This is a genomic window from Microbacterium sp. GXS0129, from assembly GCF_044769785.1.
GTDB lineage: Bacteria > Actinomycetota > Actinomycetes > Actinomycetales > Microbacteriaceae > Microbacterium > Microbacterium nymphoidis.
Genome location: NZ_JBIZVZ010000001.1, coordinates 791,557 through 816,182, shown reverse-complemented (window position 1 = coordinate 816,182; position 24,626 = coordinate 791,557). Strand labels below are relative to the sequence as shown.

The window sequence follows — 24,626 nt, the reverse complement described above, 5'->3', positions numbered from 1 at the left end:
CGATCAGGTGAACGCGGTGCCCGGAGGGATCTGCAGCCAGGGGTTGGCCGGCATCTCGCCCTGGTCGTACATCACCTGATCGCGCCAGCCCGGAGTCTCCACGAAACCGCGCTTCATGAACACCAGCTCCATGCACGCGGTCCACCCCTTCACACCGTCGAGCTTTCCCAGGGTCTGGGTCTGGAAGCGGTGCAGGTCGTCGGTGGAGGGCAGGATCACTTCGCAGTAGAGCGAGCTCTCATCGAGCGCCGCCGCCATGAAGCGCACCGCGAGGTGCGGGCGCAGGGCCTGCGCCACCCGCTCCAGGTGCGAAGGCGCCACCCGCAGGATGATGAGCGTCTCGGCGCTCATCCCGAGTGACGCCGCCGTGACGGACGTGGCCGTGGTGATGCAGCCGTTCGCTTTGAGACGTTCGTAGCGGCGTCGGACGCTGCTCTCATTCATCCCGAGCTTCGTCGCGATCGAGGGGAACGAGGCACGCCCGTCCACGGAGAGCTCGCCCACGATGCGACGATCGGCGTCGTCGAAATGGTCCGGTTCGCATGAGTTCGGCGGCGGCATGAGCGCCTCCGAGCCGCTCTCGGTGGCATCCGGCTCAAACAGCTGCCGGCCCCAGTCGAAGCTGACCTTGTAGTTGAAGGTCAGCAAGTCGCTGCGCCAGCGCTCGATCCCCGGAATCGACTGCAGCCCGGTGAGAACGCGCGTCTGCTGCGCGGGACCACCGGTGATGACCACCTCGGCGTACAGGTCGAATCGCCCCGTCACGAGGGTCACGAACCGCACGTACGGCGACTTCACGAGCTGTTCGGCCACGTCCATCTGCGTGCCCGGCGAACAGTTCACGCGCACCAGGAACGACTCCACCCGTCCGGAGTTGCCGAGCGTGGGAATCACGCCCACACGCACGATGCCGTCCGTGAGCAGCTGCTGCCCCCGCCGGGCGACGGTGGAGACCGCAGCGCCCACCTGGTCGGCGATCGCGCGCCAGCTGGCGCGTCCGTCCTGTTGCAGGGCGACGATGATCTGCTTGTCCAGCTCGTCGATACTGCGTCCCCCTGTCCCCCCTGCCACCGTCGTGGTCACTTCGGAGGGTAGACCCGGTGCAGGAAGTCCCGCACTGTCTGGGTCCACTCCTCCGCCTGTTCGATCTGCGGGGAGTGCCCCGACTTCTCGAAGACGACCAGCTCAGAGTTCGGTACCAGCTCAGCGATCGTCTCGCTACACGATACTGGGGTGATCCAGTCGGTCCGGCCAACCGTGATCAGTGTCGGCACCGAGATCTCGTGCAGCCGGGGCTTCAGGTCGTAGTCGACGAGGTTCACCGAGAACGCGTAGTTGTGCGCCTCATAGCGGTACGGGGTCGCCTCGACCTTGCGCTCCACAGCCTCCGGGTCGTAGACGAAGTCGTACAGCGGCAGGATCTCGCGCCAGCAGTCCTTGAGGTCCTCGTTGTCGCGCACCTGACCGAGGTCGATGCGGTCGAACTTCTCCATGTCGATGTCGACCCGGTCACTCGCGAGCGCGTTCTCCCGCGCGAGATGGGCGTTGCCGTTGTCCGGGCTGGTGTCGCGCAGCACCACGGCGGCGACGCGGTCGGGGTAGCGCAGGGCGTACTCCATGGCCATGAACCCGCCGTAGGAACCACCCGCCATGACGATCCGCTCGGCACCGATCCACTCGCGCAGGCCGTCGATGTCGGCCGCCCACTGCTCGTGGCTGAAGGTGCCGTTGCCTTCGCTCTGACCGCTGCCGCGCGCGTCGAACACCACCACGCGGTACTCGTCGGCGAGGCGACCGAAGCTCGCGCGGGGTTCTGCCCGGGAGCCGAGTCCGGGCGCGCCGTGGTGGGTGATGATGACCGGCGCCCCCTCGGGCCCCAGAACCTCCACCGCCAGATGGTTCCCGTTGATCTGCACCCATTGCGCCTCGGTGGTGGCGGCCGCGAACTCCGGCGATACCTGCTTGTCGGTCATGGAGACTCCTTTTCGGTCAGATTCAGAGAGCGATGGTGCAGGATGCGAGATCCCGCGGGAAGGCGGTGAGCCGCTCGGCACCGCTGTCGGTGACGAGCATGCTGTCGCTGATGCGGTAGCCGGCGTGGCCGGGGATGTAGATGCCGGGCTCGTTGGAGACGACCATGCCGGCGGCGAGCACCGTGGCATCGCCGTCCTCCAGCCAGGGTGCCTCGTGCATGCCGAGCCCGATGCCGTGGCCCTGCCGATGGCGCAGGTGCTCGCCCAGGCCCGCAGCGCGGATGACATCGAGGCAGCGACGATTCGCCTCGCGGCACTCCACGCCGGGCGCGATGGCGTGGGTTCCCACCTCCTGCGCCTCTCGGACGGTGTCGTGATAGCGGATCTGGTCCGCGCTCGGCTCACCCAGCACGAAGGTGCGTTCGCCCTCCACGAATCGTCCGCCCACCGCGCAGCCGAGCGATAGCATGAAGGTATCTCCCGGCTGCAGGCGCTGCGCCGACGGCAGGCCGTGCGGGAAGGCCGAGTTCGGCCCGGAGTAGACGAGTCCGCCCGCGAGCAGCGAGGCGACGACCACGTTCTCGTGCTCCGCGTACATCGTGGAGACGCCCACCGAGGTGACGTGCCGCTCGAGTTCCGCTTCGCTCGGCAGCTGTCCGCCAGCGGCTACGGCCTCGCGCACCAGCTCCACGCCCGCGACCAGCATCAGGTCCGTGATGCGGGCGGCCTCGCGGTGCAGTGCGATCTCCTCCGGGAATTTGATGTAGCGGCTGTGCAGCACGATGTCCGATGGCGTCAGCACGGAGCCTGCGAACGCGGCCTGCGCGGCCAGCAGACGAGAGGTGGACATCGTGGCCGTGAAGCCGATGCGCCTGCCGGAGGCTCCCACGCGACGGGCGAGGAACTCGAACGGCGGGACGATCCCCGGATACTCCGGGAAGGACACCAGCTCCGCGGTGGCGTTCTGCGCCTGCGCGTACTCCCATTCCAGCGCCGGTACCAGCATCACCACCTCGTCGGTGAGATCCAGCCACACGGCCACCGGGCGCTCCGAGGGGTGGTGGAAGAAGCCCGTCAGATAGGCGATGTCCTCCGGATCGTCGGTGAGGATCGCATCCACTCCGTCGTCGGCCATCGCGGCGCGGACGCGCTCGTGCACGCGGGGGAAGAAGTCCGGCGAGAGTCGCTGGGAGAACACCATGTCGTTGCTCCTGTGGGCATCGGGCGCGTCAGCGCGCACGGTTGCGGGGGTTGCGGGCGTCGTTGTAGGCGATCGACAGCAGCGTCGCCGAGAGCACCAGGGCGAGGATCGCGAGGGAGGGGAACAGCGTCAGCCACCACGCGCTCGACATCGCCCCCGCCTGCTGTGCCTCGTAGAGGATGCGACCCCAGGACCACGTCGTCGGGTCCCCGAGACCGAGGAAGGCGAGGCCGGCGGCGGAGAGCACCGCGCGGGAGGCGGTCACCACGACCGAGACGACGATCACCGGCGTCACAGCGGGAAGCACGTGACGGGTGATGATCCACCACGGCGAGGTGGTCATCAGACGTGCGGCGTCCACGTAGGGCAGCCCCACCACCGTGAGGGCCTGCGAGCGCACCAGGCGGGTCACCTCCGGCCACGAGAAGGCCGCCACCACCAGGATGATCGTCGTGGTGCTCGGCCCGACGAGGGCGGCGACCAGGATCATGAGCGGCAGCACGGGCAGGGACAGCGTCATATCCACGATCACGCTGATGAACCCGTCCGCGCGTCGGAAGTAGGCGCCGATCACGGCCACGAAGGTGCCGAAGGCGATGGCGATGACAGACGCCGCGACGGCGACCAGCACGCTCTGCTGCGTGCCCCAGATCACCTGCGCGTACACGTCGCGGCCGAGCGAGTCGGTGCCGAACCAGTGCTCACCCGACGGCGGCTGCAGCACATCGGGCCCGTAACTGGCCGGATATGCAGCCAGCAGACCCGCAGCCACCGAGATCACCGCGAGCGCGAGCAGCACCGCGAGGGAGATCATCCCGAGCGGATCACGGCGGAACTGACGCCAGGTGTGCACGGACGCACGGACGTTCTCGGTGGCGACCGGCTCGTGCGCCCCGGCGTCGATGATGGCGCCGGCGACGGCGGTCTCGACGGCCGGCTTCGGGGCCTGCGCTGCGACGGAGTTGTGGAGGTTCTCGCTCATGAGGTCTTCACCCGGGGGTCGAGGTAGCCGTAGATGATGTCGGTGGCCATGTTGGCGACCACGACCGTGAGCGCCAGCATGAGGAATGCGCCCTGGAGCACAGGGAAGTCCAGCTGGGTCACCGCGTCGTAGATGCCGCGGCCCACGCCCGGATAGGCGAACACTGTCTCCGTGAGCACCGCCCCTCCCACCAGGAAGCCCAGCTGCAGGCCGATCAGTGTGGTGGTGGGCAGCAGCGCGTTTCGCAGCGCGTGCTTCCAGAGGATCTGGCGGTACGGCAGCCCGTTGGCCCGCGCGAGCGTCACGTAGTCCTCCCCCAGCGCGTCGATCAGCGTGGATCGCATGGTCAGCACGTAGGAGCCGATCTGCACGAGCATCAATGAGACGGCCGGCAGCACGAGATGGCGGGCGACGCTGAGATACCAGTCCATGCCGTACACCCCGTTGTCGAAGGCGCCGCCGATGGGGAACCAGCCGAGGAACAGGCCGAAGACGAACAGCAGCAGGATGCCCACGCTCGGCACGAACAGGGACTGTCCGGTGACCCCGAGGATCTGCACCACCCGGTCGGTGGCGCGGCCCTTGTGCGAGGCCGCGGCCACGCCGAGCGGGATGCCGATGATGATGGTCAGTGCGAGGGCGGTGAGGGTGAGAAGCAGCGTCCAGGGCAGCCGCTGCATGATCACGTCCACCACGGGCACCGACTGCGTGAACGAGATGCCGAGGTTTCCCTGCACGAGCTGCCACATGTACAGCCCGTACTGGACGATCAGGGGCTGGTCCAGCCCGTACTGCTGAAGGATGGTCGCCCGGATGTCTTCGGTCATGTTCGGGCTCGCGAGCGCGAGCGCTGGATCTCCTGGCAGGATGCGAAGCAGCAGGAAGGTCACGGTCACGGCGAACCAGATCGTGAGCAGCCCGCGACCCACGCGGCCCAGCAGGAACGAAAGACGAGACACCCGGGCGACCCCTTTCAGCGGCCGGTCACTCGACCGGCGTCGCGCTCGCGAGCGAGAGCGGGTTGACGATGGACAGAAGCTCACTCGGCTTCGAGACGAAGCCGGTCCACTTGTCGCTGGCGGCGAAGAACAGGTTCTGCGTGTACATGATGTTGTCGTACACCTGTTCGTGGACGATCTTGTTCGCGTCACGCATGACGGCGATCTTGTCGTCCTTGTCGAAGGTGACCATGCCCTTCTCGATCAGCGCGTTGAGTTCCGGATCATCCACGTGGGTGTAGTTGATCGCCCCGCCCGGCAGGTAGGAGAGCGCGAAGTTGGTGACCGGGTCGTCCATGATGGCGAAGTTGCCCGCATAGATGTCGTAGTCGCCCTCGTTCGTCTGCGCCAGGTAGGTGTTGCGCTCGGAACCCTGCAGCGTGATCTTGATGCCCGCTGCGGCCGCGCTGTCCTTCACCATCTGCGCCCACTGGCTGTTGACCGCATCCTGCAGCGAGTAGATGAGACGGAACTCCAGCGGGAACATGCCGTCGGCGCCTGCCGTGTAGCCGGCCTTCTCCATCAGTGACCGCGCCTGCTCGGGGTCGTACTCGTACTCCGTGATGGAGTCGTCGTAGTAGTCCTTGAGCACGGGCATCAGCGCACTGGAGCCGGTGGAGACCGCCTGTCCCTGCAGCACGACCGTGCGGATGGCCTCGTAGTCCGCCGCGTGGGCGAGCGCCTGGCGCACCTCGGTCTTGGCGAGATCGGCGTTGTCCATGTTGTAGACCATGTGCGCGTAGCCGAGACCGGCCGCCTCGATCACCTGCAGCCCTGCCGTGGAGCGCAGCTTCTCGACCTGGGTGGGCGGCAGCGCGTTCGCGATGACGTCGATCTCGCCGCTCTGCAGCGCCAGGATCTCGGTGTTGACGTCCGGGTACACGCGGTAGACCACTTCTGCCGGGCCCGGCACGCCACCGTCGACGAGCGGGTAGGAGTCCACGCGCTTGAGGGTGTAGTGCTGGCCCACCTGGAAGTCGGACATGATGAACGGGCCGAGGCCCACCCATCCGCCGTCCTTGCCGTCGTTCGCGAAGGTAGCGATCGAGCCCTTCGGCTCGAACACGTGCTGCGGGACGACCACGCCCCAGAATCCGATCTCCTCGATGATGGACGAGTCCGGCTGCGAGAGCGTGAGCTCGACGCGGGTGTCCGACACCGCGGTGGCGGTGTCGAGGTTGCCGAGCTGACCGAAGAACGTTCCGGGCGCCTCGTCCTTCTTCACCGCGTTCAGCGTCCAGGCGACGTCCTTCGCCGTGAGCGGGGTGCCGTCGCTCCACACGAGATCGTCACGGATCTCGTAGAAGCCGGTGGTGTCGTCCACGTAGCCCCAGTCGGTGGCGACGTTCGGCTCCTTGGAGCCGGTGTCGCTGATGGAGAGCAGGTGCGGGTACATCAGGTTCGTCACCCACGAGTCGGTGCGGCTGTTGCCGAGCACCGGGTTGAAGTTGACGACGTCGGTGGTGGTGCCCACCGAGAGCGTCTTGTCGCTGGGACCCGTTCCCGCCGACGCGCCGCCGGTGGTACCGGCGTCGGTTGTGGGCGAGGTGGGTGCCTGCGGCGCGCACGCGGCAAGGCTCACCGTGAGAGCAAGAGCCGCGCCGAGCGCCAGGAGCCGTCCGCGCATCAGACCCACACCTCCTCAAGCACGCGCATCGTGTTGCCGCCGACGACCTTGCGGATCTCGTCGTCGGAGTAGCCGTTCTTCACGAGCCAGCCGATGATGTTGTAGAACTCCTCGGCGGGGTTCTCGATGCCGTCGATGTAGGGCTGCTTCTCGTAGTCCACGTGACCGTGCGCCTGCCCGATCGACAGGTTCGAGGAGAACGCGTCGTGCAGGCCCACGTGGTCGCCGAAGAGGGTGTCGGGTCCGAAGGTGACGTGGTCGATGCCGACGAGGTTCACGCAGTACTCGAAGTGATCCATCACGGAATCCAGGGAGTGCTTCGGGTGCTGCGGCGAGATGGTGGTGTGGGGTGCGGCCTCGATGCCGATGACGCCACCGCGCTTCGCGCACTCGATGATGGTCTCGTCCGTCTTCATGCGGTTCGTCGGCCACAGTCCTCGCGCTCCCGCGTGGGTGATGAACACCGGCACCTTCGAGTGCTTGATGACATCGACGCAGGTGCGATCGCCCGAGTGGGAGATGTCGATCGCGATGCCGAGCTTGTTCATGCGCTCGACCGCCCGCTCACCGAAGTACGTGAGGCCGCCGTCGCCGCGCTCCTTGAGCCCGGAGCCGAGCATGTTCGCCTCCGAGTAGGCGATGCCCATCTGACGGACGCCGAAGCCGTAGAGCACGTCGAGGCGATCCACCTCGTTCTCGATCATCGTCGCCGCCTCGAGAGCGAACACGTGCGCGACGCGTCCGGTCTCCGCCGCGTAACGGATGTCCTTCAGCGACTCGGCCTTGATCACGAAGTCCTGGTGCGCGAGGTCAGCCATACGAACGCCGAGGTCGAACAGCACATCCTGGTACTTCCAGCCCGCGTCGGAGGAGATGCAGCAGGTGCCGTCCATGCCGTTGTCGAACACCGCCGTGAGGCCGGAGCGGCTGAGGCCCTCGTAGCCGGTGGGTTCGCGGCCCTGGCGGATGTGGTCGCGCAGCTCGCCCATGTCCTCGGGGAACACCTGCACGTGATCGTGCAGCGAAATGACGATCTCGTCTGTCAGCAGGCGCGTGGTGCGCTGCTTCTGCTCCTCGGTCAGCTGGAGGCCCTGGTACTCGGGCACCCGGCCGATCTGCTTCGCGTAGCGGAACTCCCGGAAGTCGACGCCGGGCTCCAGATAGTCGTATGCGGTATAGCCGGTGTACCGCGCGGCAGGTTCGAGCATGCTGCTCCCTTGCTCAGGATCGGTTGGTTGGCCGCGGTCAGACGCGGGGTGATGATGACTATCTCGACAATTCGGCACGCTTGTCAACTTGTTTGAGACATTTCGGTGAAGAATTAATGCACACGAAACAAATCCGCGGCATAGTGGTCTCCATGACGACTTCTGTGGACAACGACTCCGCGGCTGCCGGCCCGGTGCTGGAGGTGGCCGGCCTGCGGGTGAGAGTGGGCTCCGGCACCCGCGCGGTCGAGATCGTGCACGGCATCGACCTCACCGTCCGCCGCGGCGAGTTCGTCGCGCTGCTCGGGGAGTCCGGCTCCGGCAAGTCCGTCACCGCCCGGGCGGTGATGGGACTCATCGACGAGGGCACGGTGACGGCGGAGCGCCTCGTCGCCGGAGGCGTGGATCTGCTGACCTGCTCGGATGAGGAGCGCCGGCGCATGCGCGGCGACCGTGTGAGCCTCGTGCTGCAGGATGCCCTGTCAGCACTCAACCCGGTACTGAGCATCGGCGATCAGATCATCGACCTGCTCCGCGCTCACCGCGGCATCAGCCGCAAGGAGGCGCACGCGCGTGCCGTCGAGCTGCTGGGGCTCGTGGGAATCCCCTCCCCCTCCCGCCGCGTTGCCGACTACCCGCACCAGTTCTCCGGCGGCATGCGCCAGCGCATCCTGATCGCCATGGCCATCGCGCTGGATCCGGTGCTGCTGATCGCGGACGAGCCGACCACAGCACTGGACGTGACCGTGCAGGCGCAGATCCTCGACCTGTTCGCATCGCTCCGGGATCGGCTGGGGATGGGCATCCTGCTCATCACCCACGACCTGGGAGTGGTGATGGAGGTAGCCGATCGGCTGGCCGTCATGTACGCCGGACGGATCGTGGAGGCCGGCGACGGGGACACCGTGCTGGAGCATCCCGCACATCCGTACACCGCGGCGCTGCTTCGCTCCATGCCGGCCGCCACCCGCACCGAGCGGATGTACGCGATTCCGGGTAGCCCTCCCACGCCCGCGCAGACCCCGTCGGGCTGTGCCTTCCATCCCCGCTGCCCGCTGGCCATCGACCGCTGCCGCGAGTCCCGACCCGAACTGCAGGCGATCGGCTCCGGCCGCTCCGCCGCCTGCTTCCGCACCGAGGAGGTTCTCCGTGTCGATGTCCACTGAGGATGTGATCCTGCAGGCCGAGGGCCTCACGCGCACGTTCACCACCGGCCGGGGACTGCGCCCCACGCGCGTCTCCGCCGTCGCCGGTGTGGACCTCGCCCTGCGACGGGGCGAGGTGCTGGGTGTCGTGGGAGAGTCCGGCTGCGGCAAATCCACGCTGGCGCGCATGCTCGTGGGCCTGGAGACGCCGGACGCCGGCTCGCTGGTCTACGACGGCACCGACGTGTCGACCGGGAGCATGCGCCAGCGCGCGCTGATGCGGCGCGGAATCCAGATGATCTTCCAGGACCCGTACATGTCGCTGAATCCGCGTATGACGGTCAACGAGATCATTGCGGAGCCGCTGGCCGCCACCCGCACTGGGACGGCCGCCAGCCGCCGCGAGCGCGTCGCGGAGTTGCTCCGGCTGGTCGGGCTCGCGCCCGAGATGGCGTCCCGGTTCCCGCACCAGTTCTCCGGAGGACAGCGCCAGCGCATCGGCATCGCCCGGGCGCTCGCACTGGATCCCGACGTGCTCATCTGCGACGAGCCGGTGTCCGCCCTGGACGTTTCGGTGCAGGCGCAGGTCATCAATCTCCTCGACGACGTGCGCCGTCGCCTCGGCGTCTCCGTGGTCTTCATCGCGCACGATCTGTCCGTGGTGCGGCACGTGGCCGATCGGGTGGCCGTGATGTACCTCGGCAAGGTGGTGGAGCTCGGCGACACCGACGACGTGTTCAGCCGCCCCGCGCATCCGTACACCCGTGCGCTGCTGTCGGCCATCCCGCCGCACACGCGTGCTGAGCGCGGCAAGCTGTCCGAGCGCACCAGACTGACCGGCGAACCCCCGTCGCCCGTGAACCCGCCGTCGGGTTGCCGGTTCCACCCCCGCTGCGCCTTCGCCACATCGGCGTGCGCAACAGGGGTTCCGCCGCTGGAGCCGATCGGTGAGGGCGGGCGGCAGACGGCCTGCTTCCACGCCGATCAGGTGCTGTCCCTCACGGCGGGCTGATCCGTCGCCGGCACCTCCTCACTGTGCAGGGGCGGTGCCGGCGGCGATCGGCGTGACAGCGGATTTCGCTGAACGGGAATGAACGGGTGTCGGTGGCGTTGAATACACTCGTGCGCAGCCGATGAGGCGCACCCGCGTCATATCCCCGACAGTCAGGACCCCATGTTCAGCGATGCCGAACGCCGCGCGATGGCGCGGGCCCTGGTGCTCGCAGCGCGTGGCCCCCGCGGCGTCAACCCGCAGGTGGGCGCCGTCATCCTCGCGCCCGACGGTGAGGTGCTGGCCGAGGGCTGGCACCGCGGGGCCGGGACACCGCACGCCGAGGTGGACGCCCTGTCACATCTTCCTGCGGGCGCAGCGCGCGGCACCACCGCTGTCGTCACGCTGGAGCCGTGCAATCACACCGGGCGCACCGGGCCCTGCGCACAGGCGCTGATCGACGCGGGCGTCGCCCGGGTGGTCTATGCGCTGGCCGACCCCGGCGCCGTGTCGGGCGGTGGCGCCGGCCGGCTGGCCTCCGCCGGCGTTGACGTCGTATCCGGGCTGCTCAGCGTCGAGGCCGCACAGCTCATCGAATCCTGGCTGGAGCTCGTCCGCCTCGGGCGCCCGCGTGTGACGGTCAAGTGGGCGCAGAGCCTGGACGGGCGCGCCGCCGCCGATGACGGTACGAGCCAGTGGATCACCGGCCCCGAGGCGCGCGCCGACGTACACCGTCGCCGCGCCGAGCACGACGCCATCGTGGTGGGAACCGGAACGGTGCTCGCCGACGACCCCTCCCTCACAGCCCGTCACGGCGATGAGCTGTACGCCCACCAGCCGATTCCGGTCGTGATCGGCGAACGCGCGATCCCCGAGGATGCTCGTCTGCGCGCGCACCCGCGCGAGCTCATTCATGCGCGCACCCACGACCTCGCCGCCGTGCTCACGGATCTCGCTGAGCGCGGCGTGCAGTCCGTGTTCGTGGAGGGCGGTCCCGCACTGGCGTCGGCCTTCTTCGCCGCGGGGCTGGTGGATGACGTCCTGGTGTACACCGCTCCCCTTCTTCTCGGCGGCTCACGCCTCGCTCTCGGCGAGATCGGCGTACCGTCGATGCCGGAGGCGATCCGCCTCACCGAGCCGACCCTCATCGCACTCGGATCCGACCAGCTTCTTCACGCTCGCGTGACGCCCCTCGTCTCACCCGCGCCCGGCGCGCGCACCATCACGGAAGAGCCCCGCATGATCGACAACTCCCGCACGGCAGCCTCCACCACGGTCCGCAGCGCCGAGGCCACCGTCCCCACCGTGCACGGCACCTTCCGATTCCTCGCCTATCACGACGCCGAGGCCGGCACCGATCACCTTGCCATCGTGGCGGGAGAGCTCGGCGAGCGCGCACTCGTCCGCGTGCACTCGGAGTGCCTGACCGGCGAAGCGTTCGGCTCGGAGAAGTGCGAGTGCGGCCCTCAGCTGGACGCCGCCCTGGACCTGATCAACGAGCACGGCGGCGTCGTCATCTACATGCGCGGTCAGGAGGGGCGCGGTATCGGCCTGCTCAACAAGCTGCGCGCATACGCGCTGCAGGAGCAGGGGCTGGACACCCTCGACGCCAACCTGGCGCTCGGGCTGCCGGCCGACGCTCGCGACTACCGGGCCGCCGCGGCGATCCTCGACGACCTGGGCGTCCACGAGGTGCGTCTGCTCACGAACAACACCGACAAGGTCCACCAGCTGGAGAGTCTCGGCGTCACGGTGGCGGAGCAGGTTCCCCTCGTGGTGGGAGTCGGCCCCAACAACGAGGGCTACCTCGAGACCAAGCGGGCGCGCATGGGGCACATCATCGACGACGCGCTGCTGCACCCGCAGGGCTGAGCCGGTCGGCGACACGAAGCGGTGACGTTTCGTGAAGCGATTCCTGATGAAACGCTGACGACGGGCGTACGCTGACATCTGCGACGGGCAACCGTACTCGTCGTCAGAGGTGACGCATCGTCGAGCCGCCGGGGAGCGTCAACCCTGCGACTCGGCGACGAGCGGTGCTCACACCGCTCCCCATTGCGAGAGATATGTCACAGTCCACCACTTCCACCCCGGCGCCCGCCGCTCCCGTCAACTCACGCACACGCGTCATCACCGCGAGCCTCATCGGCACCACGATCGAGTTCTACGACTTCTACGCGTACGCGACGGCGGCCGTGCTGGTCTTCCCCACGCTCTTCTTCCCCGGCACCGACTCCACCGCCAGCCTGCTGTCCAGCTTCGCGGTGTTCGGCGCCGCCATGGTCGCCCGTCCCATCGGCGCGGTCGTCTTCGGTCACTTCGGTGACAAGTTCGGACGCAAGGCCACCCTCGTCGCCTCCCTGCTGACGATGGGAATCGCGACCTTCCTCATCGGCTGCCTCCCCACCTTCGAGAGCATCGGCTGGGTCGCAGCCCTGCTGCTGCTGGTGCTGCGGCTCGCCCAGGGCTTCGCCCTCGGTGGCGAATGGTCCGGCGCCGCTCTCGTGGCCACGGAGAACGCTCCAGAGGGCAAGCGCGCCTGGTACGGCACGTTCCCGCAGCTGGGGGCGCCACTGGGGTTCATCATCGCCAACTCGCTGTTCCTGATCATCAACTTCCTGCTGCCGCACGCCGACGGCACCGGTCAGCGCTCACCCGAGTTCCTGGCGTGGGGCTGGCGTGTGCCGTTCTGGTTCAGCGCGGTGATGGTGGTCATCGGTCTGTGGGTCCGCCTCAAGCTCGTCGAATCGAGGACCTTCTCGACGGCGGAGAAGGCGGGTGCCATCAAGAAGTTCCCGCTCGGGCAGGTGTTCCGCCGCTATTGGAAGCAGCTCATTCTCGGCACCTTCTTCATGCTGGCCACCTACGTGCTGTTCTATCTGATGACGGTGTGGACCCTCTCCTACGGCACCGCAGCGGTCGATGCGCCCACACCGGGCCTCGGCTTCACCTACGTCGATTTCGTGATCATGCAGATCGTCGGTGTCGTGTTCTTCGGGATCTTCACGCTGCTGTCGGGTCCGGTCGCGGATGCGATCGGCCGGCGCAGGCTCCTGCTCTGGGTGACGGCTGCGATCATCGTGTTCGGCGCCCTGTTCACGGTGTTCCTGCTCCCCCAGGGCGACCCGAAGTTCACCGGAGCTCTCATGCAGGGCTTCCTCATCTTCGGCTTCACGCTGATGGGCGCGACCTTCGGCCCGATGGGCGCGCTGCTGCCCGAGCTGTTCCCCACGAACGTGAGGTACACCGGCTCCGCCGTCTCCTACAACGTGTCGTCGATCCTCGGCGCGGCGGTGGCCCCGTTCATCGCGGTGGCGCTCTGGCAGACCGGCGGCGGCAATCCGTGGCTGGTGGGCGTCTATCTCTCGGTGATGGCCGTACTCACCCTCATCGCGCTGCTTCTCTCACACGAGACGAAGGACACCGCCTACGAGGAGAACATCACCTGAGAGTGTCCGGCTCGCGGACGGGTGGCGGTCACAGCAGACTGGGATCCAGCACCCGTCCGCGGTTGCCGACATCGAGGTTCAGGTACTGCCCTTCCCCCAGGTCGTTGCCGACCGCGGCACGCGTCGGGTTCAGGTACTCCAGTTCGCTGCGCGTGATGCCGAACCGATCCGCGATGTCGGCGATCTTGTCGTCCCAGGCGACCACGTACGTCACCGGGCGCCCGTCGTCGGAGGAAATCACCTTCCCGGTGGCTCCCGGATGCGGACCGAGGTCCACGACGTCTTCTGCCAGCCAGGGCCGCATGGGACTCATCCACCAGCTGAGCACCGCGCGGGCGATGATGACGTTCTCGCACGCGAGGCCGTGCTGGTCGTACACGGGCTTGGCCGGATCCGCGGGCACGGTGATGTCCACCTCGCGGAAGTAGGTCCAATCCTCCGTGCCGGCGTTGCCGAGGTACCGCTGCCGGGTCCCGTCGCCCGCAGGATCGATCGGCAGACTTCCCTCGTCGACGCACGCATCATCATCGCGTGACCACTGCGACAGCCGCACGTCGTAGGTGCCGGCCGAGGTGCTGAGTTCCTGCACCGTGAGGGTGGCGTCGGCCGAGCCGTTGACGGTCACCACCACGGTTCCCGTCGCAGAGCCGGTGAAGTCCCCGGTGGCTGCGACGCCCTCCGGCGGCAACTGGTTGGACTTCGCGTAGCGGTTCGGATCCACCGTGGGTGTGGGTGTGGGGGTAGCGGTGGGAGTCGGCGACGCCGTGCGCGTGGGCGACGGGGCGGCGGTGCTGGTCTCTGCCACCGGCAGCCCGTCCGGCCCTTCGGGGGCGCACGCGGTGGCGGTGAGGAGCAGGGCTCCCGTCAGCAGCAGTGTCAGGCGTCGTCGCGTCACGCTCCGAACCTAACCCACCCACGCACCCGTGGGAATGCCGCGGCCCCGTGTCTCACGACAGACACGGGGCCGGATCCGTGCGCTCACCGCGGCTCTCTCAGGGCCAACGCGGATCGCACCGGTTGCACGCATCGGGACATCCTCACCGGAGCAAGGGGGATGTCCCTCCGCGGGTCTCGGAGGCTCGCCGGACGTCTCCGGCGATCACGACGCTCATGCGTCGTTCCGAGGGTCAGGGGTGCGCTGCATCTCCGCCAGGCGGTAACGCAGCGCGGCGAGTTCGGCGCCGAGCGCGGCCGGGATCCGGCCGTCGAAGGTGGCGAAGAACTCTTCGGTCAGGTCCGCTTCGGCCGCCCACAGCGCGGGGTCGATCGCGAACAGCTCGGCGAGATCCGCATCGGACACATCGAGCCCGTCCAGGTTCAGGTCCGCCGTGCGCGGAAGGCGGCCGATCGGGCTGCTCTCGGCATCCACCTCGCCGTTCACCCGGCGCACGATCCACTCGATCACGCGGGAGTTGTCGCCGAATCCCGGCCACAGGAAGCGCCCGTCGCTGCCGCGGCGGAACCAGTTCACCTGGAAGATGCGCGGAGCGCGGTCGAACCGGAGCTCTGCGCCCACCTTCAGCCAGTGTGCGAAGTAGTCGGCCATGTTGTAGCCGCAGAAGGGCAGCATCGCGAACGGGTCACGACGCAGCTCGCCCACCGTACCCTCTGCCGCGGCCGTGCGCTCGGAGGAGATGTTGGCCCCCATGAACACGCCGTGCGTCCAGTCCGTCGCCTCGACGACGAGCGGCACGTTGGTCGCGCGGCGCCCGCCGAAGAGGATCGCGTCCAGCGGCACCGCCTCCTCCCAGTCGTCCGCGATCTGCGGGCACTGGGCGGCGGATACCGTGAAGCGGGAGTTCGGGTGGGCCGCGGGGCGATCGTCGGCCGGCGTCCAGGGGTTGCCCTCCCAGTCGGTCAGCTCCGCGGGTGCCTCATCCGTGAGGCCCTCCCACCAGACGTCACCATCGGGACGCAGCGCGACGTTGGTGAAGATGGTGTTGCCCCACAGCGTTTCGACCGCGGTGACGTTCGTCGACTCGCCGGTGCCGGGCGCCACGCCGAAGAAGCCCGCCTCGGGATTGATAGCCCACAGGCGCCCATCTTCGCCCGGACGCAGCCAGGCGATGTCGTCGCCCAGCGTCTCCACGCGCCACCCGGGGATGGTCGGGCGCAGCATGGCGAGGTTGGTCTTTCCGCAGGCGGACGGGAACGCCGCCGCCAGGTGGTACCGGCGGCCCTGCGGGTCGATGACGCGGATGAGCAGCATGTGCTCGGCAAGCCAGCCCTGGTCTCGGCCGATGACCGAGGCGATCCGCAGCGCGAAGCACTTCTTGGCCAGGATCGCGTTTCCGCCGTAGCCGGAGCCGAAGGAGTACACCTCGAGGGTCTCCGGGAAGTGGACGATGTACTTGTCGTCGTTGCACGGCCACGCGACATCGCTCTGCCCCGGCTCCAGCGGCGCGCCCACGGAGTGGACGGTCTTGACCCAGTCCGCTCCCGCGGCGATCTGCCGTGTCACCGCGTCTCCGACGCGGGTCATGATGCTGATCGAGGTGACGGCGTAGGCACTGTCGGTGACCTGCACGCCGATGTGGCTGAGCGGGCCGCCGATGGCGCCCATGGAGAACGGGACGACGTACATCGTGCGCCCGCGCATCGAACCGGCGAACAGGCCGGTGAGCTTCTCGCGCATCTCAGCAGGGTCGGCCCAGTTGTTCGTCGGGCCGGCGTCGATCTTGCGCTCCGATGCGATGAACGTGCGGCCCTCGGTGCGGGCAACGTCGCTCGGGTGCGAGCGAGCGAGGTAGGAGTCGGGGCGCCACTGCGGGTTGAGCTTGATGAGGCGGCCCTCGTCGACCATCTCCCGCAGCAGCGCGTCATTCTCGGCGACCGACCCGTCGACCCAGTGGATCCGCTCCGGCTGGGTGAGCGCCGCGATCTCGTCGACCCAGGCCACCAGCGCCGCCATCGATGCTCCCTCATAGTCCGGGCGCGCCCCGAACGACCGTGCGGCGCTGAGCGGCGTCGGGCGGTGGGTGCGGACGGCGAGGGATTCGGCGAGTGCCATGTCATCTCCTTCGATGGTGAGCGATGATCTGAATCAATCTTCTGTCGTGTTTTCCGACACTTATCGCCATCCGGAGTCGAAAGAAACCATGATCTTTACGTATCATCAAGACATGGCATCCGGTATCGAACTGGCCACGCTCGGCCACCGCATCCGTCATCATCGGCAGGACCGCGGCCTGACCCTCGACGAACTCGGCGCAATCGTCGGCGTCGCCGGCTCTCAGCTCAGCCTGATCGAGAACGGCAAGAGGGAGCCGAAGCTCTCCCTGCTGCAGGCGATCGCCCAGGCCACCGGGACGGAGGTCACCGATCTCATCTCAGGCGAGCCACCGAACCGTCGCGCAGCACTGGAGATCGAGCTGGAGCGGGCGCAGACCTCCGCCGTGTTCCGTCAGCTGGGGATCCCGGCCGTCCGAGTGAACAAGGCCATGACGGATGAGACCATCGAGGCCATCCTCGGCCTGCATCACGAACTGCAGCGTCGCGAGCGCGAGGCGATCGCGACGCCCGAGGAGGCTCGTCGGGCGAACACCGAGCTGCGGCTGAAGATGCGCGCGCTCGACAACTACCTTCCCGACATCGAGGCGCTCGCCGAGAAGCAGCTGAAGGCGGCGGGCCACACGACGGGCGCCCTTTCCCACCGCACGGTGAGCATCATGGCCGAGCAGCTCGGCTTCGAGCTCATCTACGTCAACGACCTTCCCCATTCGGCGCGCTCGGTCACGGATCTCGAGAACGGACGGATCTACCTTCCGCCGTCTTCGATCCCCGGTGGACACGGCCTGCGCTCGATGGCGCTGCAGGCGATGGCCCATCGCCTGCTCGGGCACACGCCACCCACCGACTATGCGGACTTCCTGCAACAACGGCTGGAGATCAACTACTACGCGGCGTGCGCGCTCATGCCGCAGGCCGCGGCCGTGAACTTCCTCGCCCAGGCGAAGAAGGACCGCAACCTCGCCGTGGAGGACTTCCGTGATGCGTTCGGCGTCACGCACGAGGCGGCCGGCATGCGCCTGACGAACCTCGCCACTCGCCACCTCGACATCAAGCTGCACTTCCTCCGCGTGGACGGCTCCGGCGCGATCAGCCGCGTGTTCGAGAACGACGACCTCCCCCTGCCCGAGGACATCACCGGGTCGGTCGAAGGGCAGCCCGCCTGCCGCAAGTTCTCCGCCCGAGCCGCGTTCGAGCAGCAGAACCGCACCACGGAGCACTATCAGTACACCGACACGCCCGCGGGGACGTTCTGGTGCTCCACGCAGACCGGCTCCACCGCAGACGGCGAGTTCTCCATCACGGTGGGCGTTCCATTCGACGACGCCCGCTGGTTCCGCGGCCGCGAGACCCAGGTGCGCGCCGTGTCCACCTGCCCGGACGAGTCCTGCTGCCGTCGCGCCCCCGCCGAGCTGACCGGCAAGTGGAAGGGCAAAGCCTGGCCGAGCGCCCGCGTGCACACCCACATGTTCTCCCCGCTCCCGCGCGGCGCCTTCCCCGGCGTCGACGACAGCGAGGTCTACGGCTTCCTCGAACGCCACGCCGCCGAGTAGCCCCTCCCCCCTCTCTCCGGGGAGAATGGCGGTGCGGGAACCCCGCAGGAATCGGAGTTCCGTGTCTCATCAGCAGCGCCCCTGGCTGGGGCTGTGGATCCTCACGCTCGCGTGCTTCGCCACGATCACCACCGAGGTGGTGCCCATCGGACTCGTGCCCGCGATCGTGCAGTCTTTCGGCGTCGACGAAGCACAGGCGGGGATGCTCGTCACCCTGTACGCCATGATCGTCGCCCTCACCGCGGTCCCGCTGACCCGCATCACGAGTCACGTGCAGCGCAAGACGCTGGTCCTGGTGACGCTGGCGATCTTCACAGCCTCCAACACGCTCGCAGCGCTCGCCCCCGACTTCCTGACACTCGCGATCGCGCGCGGGATCGCCGGCATCGCGCACGCGCTGTTCTGCGCCGTGGCGCTCGGCTACGCCGCACGCATCGCACCCCCGGGACTCACCGGTCGCGCGCTGGCGCTCGTCGCGACCGGAACCAGTGCCGGACTCATCGTGGGTGTGCCCGCCGGTGCGGTAGTCGCGACGGCATTCGGATGGCGGGCGGCCTTCGGCGCTCTCGCAGCGATCGGCGCGATCGCGATCCTGGCTGCGGCACCGCTGCTTCCCGCCGTCCGCCACGACCGCGCGGCCGCGAAGTCGGTCGTCCCCGGCGGCGCGCGAATGCTCCTGGTGGCGGGGCTCGCGGGAGCCGCATTCCTCGGCTACTACACGCTCTACACGTACGTGTCGCCCCTGCTCCTGTCCTCCGGTCTGCCCGGCATCTGGCTGGGCGCCATGCTCGCCGCGCTCGGGGTGACGGGGCTCCTGGCTATCCAGCTCGCGGCGCGTTACATCGATCGTGCGCCGATGCGCTGGCTGATGTTCGTGCCCCTGACGATCACCGCGATGCAGCTCCTCGTGAGTCTCGTCTATCCACTGCTGCTGCCGATCCTCATCATCACGGCACTGTGGACCGCGTCGTTCGGCCCGGTGAACACGACCTACCAGAACGCCCTGGTGCGCGTCGGCGCCGCCAACCCCGACATGGCCGGCGCCTGGATCAACGTCACCTGCAACCTCGGAATCGCCGGCGGCGCGGCCCTCGGCGGAGCGCTGGTGGTCGGCCCCGGGTACCCGGCGGCGGGTTTCGCGGGGGCGGCGATCCTCGCGGCGAGCACCCTCGTGACGTTCCTCTTCCGGCGCTCACTCGCCGCCGGGTTCACCCGCTGAACCTGAACCCGCTCAGACCTTCGCGGCGTGGGGCACCTCACGCGCGAGGAAGACGGCGACGAGACCGAGGAGTCCGCCCGTGATCCGTCGCTGCCAGCGCGTCCAGGCAGGACGGGCGGTGAGCAGGCGCGCGATGGACCCCGCCGCCAGCACGATGACGGCGTTGACCGAGAGGCTCACCAGGATCTGAACGCCGCCGAGCACGAAGCCCTGCGTCATCGCACTTCCCGCCCGCGGATCGATGAACTGCGGGATCAGCGCGAGGTACATCACCGCCACCTTCGGGTTGAGGAGGTTGGTGATCAGGCCCACGCGAAACAGCCGCAACGCCGGATCCGGTGCCAGCGCGCGCTGCTCGAACATCCCCGCGCCACCCGGACGCAGCGCTGACCATGCCAGGAAGAGCAGGTAGGCGACCCCCACGGCCTTCAGGCCGATGTACAGCCAGGGCACCAGCACGAAGATCATCGCCAGGCCGAGGTTCGCCGCCGTCAGGTACACCAGGAAACCGGCGGCCGTTCCGGCGAGGGAGATCAGCCCGGCGCGCGGCCCCTGTGACACAGTGCGTGAGATCAGATAGACCATGTTGGGCCCGGGTGTGAGCACCATCACCAGTGCGGCAAGCGCCATCGCCGCCATCGTCGTCCATGGCGCCAGCGGTTCCATCCCCGTCCCTCCTGCCCGTTGGGACCATCGTCAGGTAAGGGCATTGTGCAAATCAACCATTACACCAGGTCATCAACCACTGCGCAGGGTGAACGGGACCTCAGGCGATGTGGCGGTGCCACACCTCAGCAAGCTCCGTGGCGAGCTCGTCGGCGGCGCCGCGCGACCAGGTGGCCACGACACGTCCCCCACGGAGCACGATCGGCTTGACCATGCCGTTCTTTCCGGGTCCGATCTCCGCGCGCATGCGCTCGTCGGCGGCGACCGACCGATCAGCGTAGGAGATGTAGTACTCCTCGAAGGAGCCGAGCAGCCGCGCCCGGGAATCCGGAGGCCGAACTGCAGCGCCACCGTCCCACAGCACCGCTCGATCGCCGGCGAGGACGAGCAGCGCGGCGTCGGGAATCACACTGTCGTCATCGCGGACGACCGCAGCCGCGGCGCGGGCGAGCGTGATCGTCGTACCCGCCCACCATGCGAAGTCGGCGATCGATGCCGGGGCATGCCCCGCCAGGTAGCGCCGGAAGAGTTCCGCCTCCGGATGCGCCGGGGTGGGACGCTGCGTCGGAAGGTGGTCGGTGAGGGTGAGGAGCTGCTCGGTGGCTGGCTGGTCGGGGCGCGGCACCGTGGCGCCCCACACCACAACGCCACGCAGCGCCAGCGTGTGCAGCAGGTGGGTGCCGCGCTGGCCGGCCGTGCCGACGCCGTCCGCTTCCAGCGCGGCGAACATCTCCGCGCGCCGCAGGCCGCCGCTGTTGAGAGCACGCCGAACGACGCGCTCTGCGCGCGCGAAGTCGTCTTCTGCCAGTCCCAGTTCGCGATGGCGAGAAGCTCCCGATCGATGGATCCGCTGCGCCGTGATGGGCACCATCCACGCCGTGTCGGCGGCCGCGATGATGTGCAGCGTCCCCCTCATCGGCCAGGTGCGGACGAGGTCGCCGCGATCGAACAGCGCATCGATCTGCCGGGCCGTCGGAGCCCCCGCGCTGCGCGCCGAGAGCGCGAAGCGGCCGCCCCAGAACTCTTGCGCCTGGGTGGCGGCGAGACGCTCCGCCGCGGCAAGCGGGCCTGCGGCCGGCTCCGTCAGCAGGTGCGACGACAACCGAGCGGTGCGGAGCGCCTCGAGCCCGGCGTCATCGGCGTCTGCCACCGTTCGGGGTGTTCCCATGCTGCCGTCTCCCGTCCGTCGTCGCATTCAGCATGCCCGAGACCTCCGACATCGGCCAGCACCCGTTCCGTCTCGACGGTCTCAGAAACGGTCGACGGCGATGTGAGCCCAGACGGCTTCTGAGACCGGACTGATCCCTGGTCTCAGAAGACGTCGAACACCCGCGCCGAAACAGCGGTGATTGAGACCAGCCGCCCCGGCGCAACGGTCCGGTATCGGGCTGGAATCGGGGCGTCGAGATGAGACCTTGCTCATAAAGGCGTTGCCGGGATGCGACCCACCGGCCACGCCCCCGACACTGGTGGCATGCAGAACAACGCGCTCATCCCGCTGGTGGCACAGGGCCAGATGCTGTCCTGGCTGTGGCAGGGTGCGCTCGGCGCCATGACGGAGAAGCTGGGCGACACCCGCTGGGAGGTGGACCTGGCGGAAGGCCGGCTGTCGTTCGTCAATCGTGCCGACGACACGCGGCGCATCGACACCGGCATCGATCTGGTCGCATCCATCGCGCCCGGGCCCCGCTCCACGCTGTGGGGATGGGGCCACCCGCAGGGACGGCCCAACGGCGTGGCCGCGCTCATCCGGGACTCCGGCCACCCCGGTCTCGACGTGGCGGAGTTCCCGTTCCCCGCCGACGTCACGGACGCCGACGACTACATCACGCAGACCTCGCATGAGATCGGGGTGGCCTCGGTGGTGGCGCGCGGCCGGGGCCCGTACTACTCGGCACCGATGGGCGGCGGCTCGCGCGCCGTGTTCGCGCTGGAGGTGCCCGGGCTTGCCGCCCCGACGGTGGCGGACCTGATGAGCACCTTCATCCCGATGATGAGTTCGACGCCCCCACTGGATGCCCGCACCGCACTGTGGTTCGCCGCCACGCGACTCGGCTGGACGTTCGCGTGGACGCAGCCCGAGTTCGCCGCCGCTTCCCTCTCCGACGCCACGGGCTCGGCGGCCTTCCGGTTCGATACCCAGGGCCGGGTGACCGGAGTCGAGACCGACCTCGCCCGAGCGCACACCAACGCCGCGGCCTGACCGGCGCAGACGCCGACCGTCCTCAGCCCTCCAGCAGCGTGACCTCGCGACGCGGCGGGAGCACCAGCGGGTGCGATCCCGCCATCGCCTCCAGCACGCGCACCACCTGACGCGAGTAGCCGTACTCGTTGTCGTACCAGACGTAGAGGATCGCCGTGGTGTCCTCGGCGATCGTCGCCAGTCCATCGACGATGCCCGCGCGGTGTGATCCGACGAAGTCCGTGGAGACCACCTCGGCGCTTTCCACGTAGTCGATCTGCTGGCGCAGCTTCGAGTGCAGCGACACCCGGCGCAGGTAGTCGTTGACCTGGTCCTTCGTGGCCGGACGGTGCAGGGTGAGGTTCAGCACCGCGAGCGACACATCGGGGGTCGGGACGCGGATGGCGGAACCGGTGAGCTTTCCCTCCAGCTGCGGCAGCGCCTTGGAGACGGCCTTCGCGGCTCCGGTCTCCGTGATCACCATGTTCAGCACCGCGGAGCGTCCGCGCCGATCACCCTTGTGGAAGTTGTCGATCAGGTTCTGGTCGTTCGTGAACGAGTGCACGGTCTCCACGTGCCCGTGCACGATGCCGTAAGCCTCGTCCATCGCGGCGAGCACCGGTGTGATGGCGTTGGTGGTGCACGACGCCGCCGAGAGAATGAGGTCGTCGTCGGTGATGCTCTCGTGGTTGATCCCGTGAACGATGTTCTTCAGCGGGCTCTTTCCCGGCGCTGTCAGCAGGACGCGCGCCACCCCGCGGGAGCGGAGGTGCTGGGAGAGGCCCTCCTCATCCCGCCAGCGGCCGGTGTTGTCCACCACGATGGCATCGTCGATGCCGTAGGCGGTGTAGTCGATGGCCGCGGGATCATCCGCGTAGATCACCTGGACACGCGTGCCGTTCGCGATGATCTGCTCACGATCCGCATCGACGGTGACGGTTCCCTCGAACGGGCCGTGCACCGAGTCCCGCGCCAGCAGCGAGGCGCGCTTGGCGAGGTCGGAGTCCGACCCGCGACGCACCACGATCGCGCGCAGGCGCAACCCCGAGCCGCCGCCCGCGTGCGAGATGAGAATGCGCGCCAGCAGGCGGCCGATGCGGCCGAATCCGTACAGCACGATATCGCGGTCCTCGGCGTCCTCACGCGGCGCGCCGAGCACGGCGGCGAGCTGGTCGCGCAGGTGGGACTCCAGATCCACGTCCTTGGGACGGGAGGAGATGAGCCGTGCCACGTCGATGGACGCCGGTGCCGGGCCGATCGTCCGCAGTGCTTCGACGACGGCGAGGCTGTCCGCCACGTCGATGCGCTCGTGTCCCACGCTCTGCGCCCGCTGGTGCGCCGCCAGGATGCCCGTCGCGCTCAGCCCCACCAATCGATGCCCGTGGATCGACGTCACCACCCCGCGGTCCCGGTGCAGTGCCCCGATATGCGGGATCATCCGCTCCGCGAGCTCCTCCTGGCTGTTCCATGCTGTGCGGTGTGCGGCGAAATCGTCCATGCGCGTCCTTGCGTTCAGTGTGGTGGATCCGTTTCTATCCCCGCCCTCAACGCTAGGGCCCCGCACGCACCGGAGCGTGCCGATGACCGGAGCGAAGTGAACCCGTCTTGTGGAGGCGGAAACTTCCCCAGATCTTGAGCGGACTCATCGACTCGGGTGGCAGACTTCAGATTGCGCACTCTGCGCCCTCCCGAAAGGACCACGATGACGACGTTCCCCGCTCTGCAGACCTATATCGATCGCGGTCTGCTGCTGTCCCTGCTCCAGCAGGACGCGCTCGTGGAGGCGACGGACGCTCTCGGTCAGCACCGCTGGGATGTGGACATGCAGCAGGGGACTCTCACGTTCACCTCGGAGAAGGACCCGGCGCGCCGCCTCGCGACGCAGGCCCACCTCATCGCGTCCATCGCACCCGGCCCGCGCTCGGTGCTGTGGGACTGGGCACACCCGCAGGGCTCCCCGCAGGGCGCCTCGGCCGCGCTGCGCGCCGCCGGCGAACGCGACGGCGTGCGCGAGCTCAGCATCGGGGAGGTGCCGTTCCCCGCGGACTTCGATGCTCAGGACCGCGATGCGATGGCGCAGCTGGCGCACGAGATCGGCCAGACCGCGGTCGGCATCCTCGGACGCGGCCCGTATTACTCGGCTCCGGTCGACGGCGGGACCCGCTTCATCTTCCTGCTCGATGCGCCACTGGCTCCCCTGACGCTGGCCGCGGTGGTCGCCAAGCTCCCGCGCCTGCTGAGCACCGGCCTGTTCCGCGACCCGCGCACGGCGGTGTGGGGACTGGCCACCGCCCAGCGCTGGTCGTTCCACTGGAACGACGACGCCTTCAGCGGCGCGACGCTGTCCGACGGCGCAACGGCGGCTCAGTTCGGATTCGATCCACAGGGTCGGATCGTCGCTGTGAACTCGCACGCCGCCTGAC

General features: G+C 68.5%; 20 protein-coding genes. 8 read left to right on the top strand and 12 right to left on the bottom strand.

The window, feature by feature from the left end; genetic code table 11:
* Positions 1-3: 3 nt before the first annotated feature.
* Genes ACIQJ5_RS03585 through ACIQJ5_RS03555 form a run of 7 tightly spaced genes read right to left on the bottom strand, consistent with a single transcriptional unit; the run spans position 4 to position 7,989 of the window.
* On the bottom strand, positions 4-1,083 hold the full coding sequence (locus ACIQJ5_RS03585; protein WP_402840961.1) for an Lrp/AsnC family transcriptional regulator: 1,080 nt from the start codon (positions 1,081-1,083) through the stop codon (positions 4-6).
* Complete coding sequence (locus tag ACIQJ5_RS03580) at positions 1,080-1,973, bottom strand: alpha/beta fold hydrolase (protein ID WP_231090373.1); 894 nt, start codon at positions 1,971-1,973, stop codon at positions 1,080-1,082. The genes ACIQJ5_RS03585 and ACIQJ5_RS03580 overlap by 4 nt, the downstream gene beginning before the upstream one ends.
* A 22-nt stretch (positions 1,974-1,995) precedes the next feature.
* Positions 1,996-3,174: a Xaa-Pro peptidase family protein gene (locus tag ACIQJ5_RS03575; protein ID WP_231090374.1), complete on the bottom strand. Its 1,179-nt coding sequence runs from the start codon at positions 3,172-3,174 to the stop codon at positions 1,996-1,998.
* A gap of 28 nt (positions 3,175-3,202) precedes the next feature.
* Positions 3,203-4,156 carry an ABC transporter permease gene (locus ACIQJ5_RS03570; protein ID WP_231090375.1) on the bottom strand — a complete coding sequence of 318 codons (954 nt, stop codon included), beginning with the start codon at positions 4,154-4,156 and terminating at the stop codon, positions 3,203-3,205.
* The gene (locus ACIQJ5_RS03565) at positions 4,153-5,115 is read right to left on the bottom strand and encodes an ABC transporter permease (protein ID WP_231090376.1); all 963 of its coding nucleotides are present in this window, start codon (positions 5,113-5,115) and stop codon (positions 4,153-4,155) included. The genes ACIQJ5_RS03570 and ACIQJ5_RS03565 overlap by 4 nt, the downstream gene beginning before the upstream one ends.
* A 25-nt stretch (positions 5,116-5,140) precedes the next feature.
* Positions 5,141-6,781 (bottom strand): ABC transporter substrate-binding protein, encoded by a 1,641-nt coding sequence (locus ACIQJ5_RS03560; protein WP_402840954.1) that lies wholly within the window; start codon positions 6,779-6,781, stop codon positions 5,141-5,143.
* A complete protein-coding gene (locus ACIQJ5_RS03555) occupies positions 6,781-7,989 on the bottom strand; it encodes a dipeptidase (protein ID WP_231090379.1) in 1,209 nt (402 codons plus the stop codon). Before ACIQJ5_RS03555 ends, ACIQJ5_RS03560 begins: the two co-directional genes overlap by 1 nt.
* Positions 7,990-8,141: 152 nt before the next feature.
* Between ACIQJ5_RS03555 and ACIQJ5_RS03550 the strand changes: the two genes are divergently transcribed.
* From ACIQJ5_RS03550 to ACIQJ5_RS03535, 4 genes are all read left to right on the top strand, one after another.
* Positions 8,142-9,155, top strand: coding sequence for an ABC transporter ATP-binding protein (locus ACIQJ5_RS03550; protein WP_402840949.1), 1,014 nt, complete (start codon positions 8,142-8,144; stop codon positions 9,153-9,155).
* The gene (locus ACIQJ5_RS03545; RefSeq protein WP_402842029.1) at positions 9,145-10,146 is read left to right on the top strand and encodes an ABC transporter ATP-binding protein; all 1,002 of its coding nucleotides are present in this window, start codon (positions 9,145-9,147) and stop codon (positions 10,144-10,146) included. Before ACIQJ5_RS03550 ends, ACIQJ5_RS03545 begins: the two co-directional genes overlap by 11 nt.
* Before the next feature lie 162 nt (positions 10,147-10,308).
* On the top strand, positions 10,309-11,997 hold the full coding sequence (gene ribD / locus ACIQJ5_RS03540; protein WP_402840946.1) for a bifunctional diaminohydroxyphosphoribosylaminopyrimidine deaminase/5-amino-6-(5-phosphoribosylamino)uracil reductase RibD: 1,689 nt from the start codon (positions 10,309-10,311) through the stop codon (positions 11,995-11,997).
* A gap of 194 nt (positions 11,998-12,191) precedes the next feature.
* Positions 12,192-13,574, top strand: a complete 1,383-nt coding sequence (locus tag ACIQJ5_RS03535; RefSeq protein WP_231090383.1) for an MFS transporter — start codon at positions 12,192-12,194, stop codon at positions 13,572-13,574.
* A gap of 28 nt (positions 13,575-13,602) precedes the next feature.
* Here ACIQJ5_RS03535 and ACIQJ5_RS03530 read toward each other — a convergent pair whose 3' ends face one another.
* Together ACIQJ5_RS03530 and ACIQJ5_RS03525 are read right to left on the bottom strand one after the other, a co-directional pair.
* Positions 13,603-14,469, bottom strand: a complete 867-nt coding sequence (locus ACIQJ5_RS03530) for a LysM domain-containing protein (protein ID WP_269142781.1) — start codon at positions 14,467-14,469, stop codon at positions 13,603-13,605.
* A 213-nt stretch (positions 14,470-14,682) separates the two neighbouring features.
* Complete coding sequence (locus ACIQJ5_RS03525) at positions 14,683-16,584, bottom strand: phosphoenolpyruvate carboxykinase (GTP) (protein WP_402840941.1); 1,902 nt, start codon at positions 16,582-16,584, stop codon at positions 14,683-14,685.
* A gap of 112 nt (positions 16,585-16,696) precedes the next feature.
* Between ACIQJ5_RS03525 and ACIQJ5_RS03520 the strand changes: the two genes are divergently transcribed.
* Both ACIQJ5_RS03520 and ACIQJ5_RS03515 read left to right on the top strand, forming a co-directional pair.
* Positions 16,697-18,136 carry an XRE family transcriptional regulator gene (locus tag ACIQJ5_RS03520; protein ID WP_231090386.1) on the top strand — a complete coding sequence of 480 codons (1,440 nt, stop codon included), beginning with the start codon at positions 16,697-16,699 and terminating at the stop codon, positions 18,134-18,136.
* Between the two features lie 61 nt (positions 18,137-18,197).
* Entirely contained in the window at positions 18,198-19,355 is a 1,158-nt protein-coding gene (locus tag ACIQJ5_RS03515; protein ID WP_231090387.1) for an MFS transporter, read from the top strand.
* A 12-nt stretch (positions 19,356-19,367) separates the two neighbouring features.
* Here ACIQJ5_RS03515 and ACIQJ5_RS03510 read toward each other — a convergent pair whose 3' ends face one another.
* Positions 19,368-20,021, bottom strand: coding sequence for a LysE family translocator (locus ACIQJ5_RS03510; protein WP_402840936.1), 654 nt, complete (start codon positions 20,019-20,021; stop codon positions 19,368-19,370).
* Positions 20,022-20,121: 100 nt separating this feature from the next.
* Positions 20,122-21,189: a winged helix DNA-binding domain-containing protein gene (locus ACIQJ5_RS03505; protein WP_402840933.1), complete on the bottom strand. Its 1,068-nt coding sequence runs from the start codon at positions 21,187-21,189 to the stop codon at positions 20,122-20,124.
* Positions 21,190-21,495: 306 nt separating this feature from the next.
* Between ACIQJ5_RS03505 and ACIQJ5_RS03500 the strand changes: the two genes are divergently transcribed.
* Positions 21,496-22,224 (top strand): DUF6882 domain-containing protein, encoded by a 729-nt coding sequence (locus ACIQJ5_RS03500; protein ID WP_402840930.1) that lies wholly within the window; start codon positions 21,496-21,498, stop codon positions 22,222-22,224.
* A gap of 22 nt (positions 22,225-22,246) precedes the next feature.
* Here ACIQJ5_RS03500 and ACIQJ5_RS03495 read toward each other — a convergent pair whose 3' ends face one another.
* Entirely contained in the window at positions 22,247-23,701 is a 1,455-nt protein-coding gene (locus tag ACIQJ5_RS03495; protein WP_402840927.1) for a glyceraldehyde-3-phosphate dehydrogenase, read from the bottom strand.
* Positions 23,702-23,905: 204 nt separating this feature from the next.
* Between ACIQJ5_RS03495 and ACIQJ5_RS03490 the strand changes: the two genes are divergently transcribed.
* Entirely contained in the window at positions 23,906-24,625 is a 720-nt protein-coding gene (locus tag ACIQJ5_RS03490; protein WP_231090395.1) for a DUF6882 domain-containing protein, read from the top strand.
* Position 24,626: the final 1 nt, after the last annotated feature.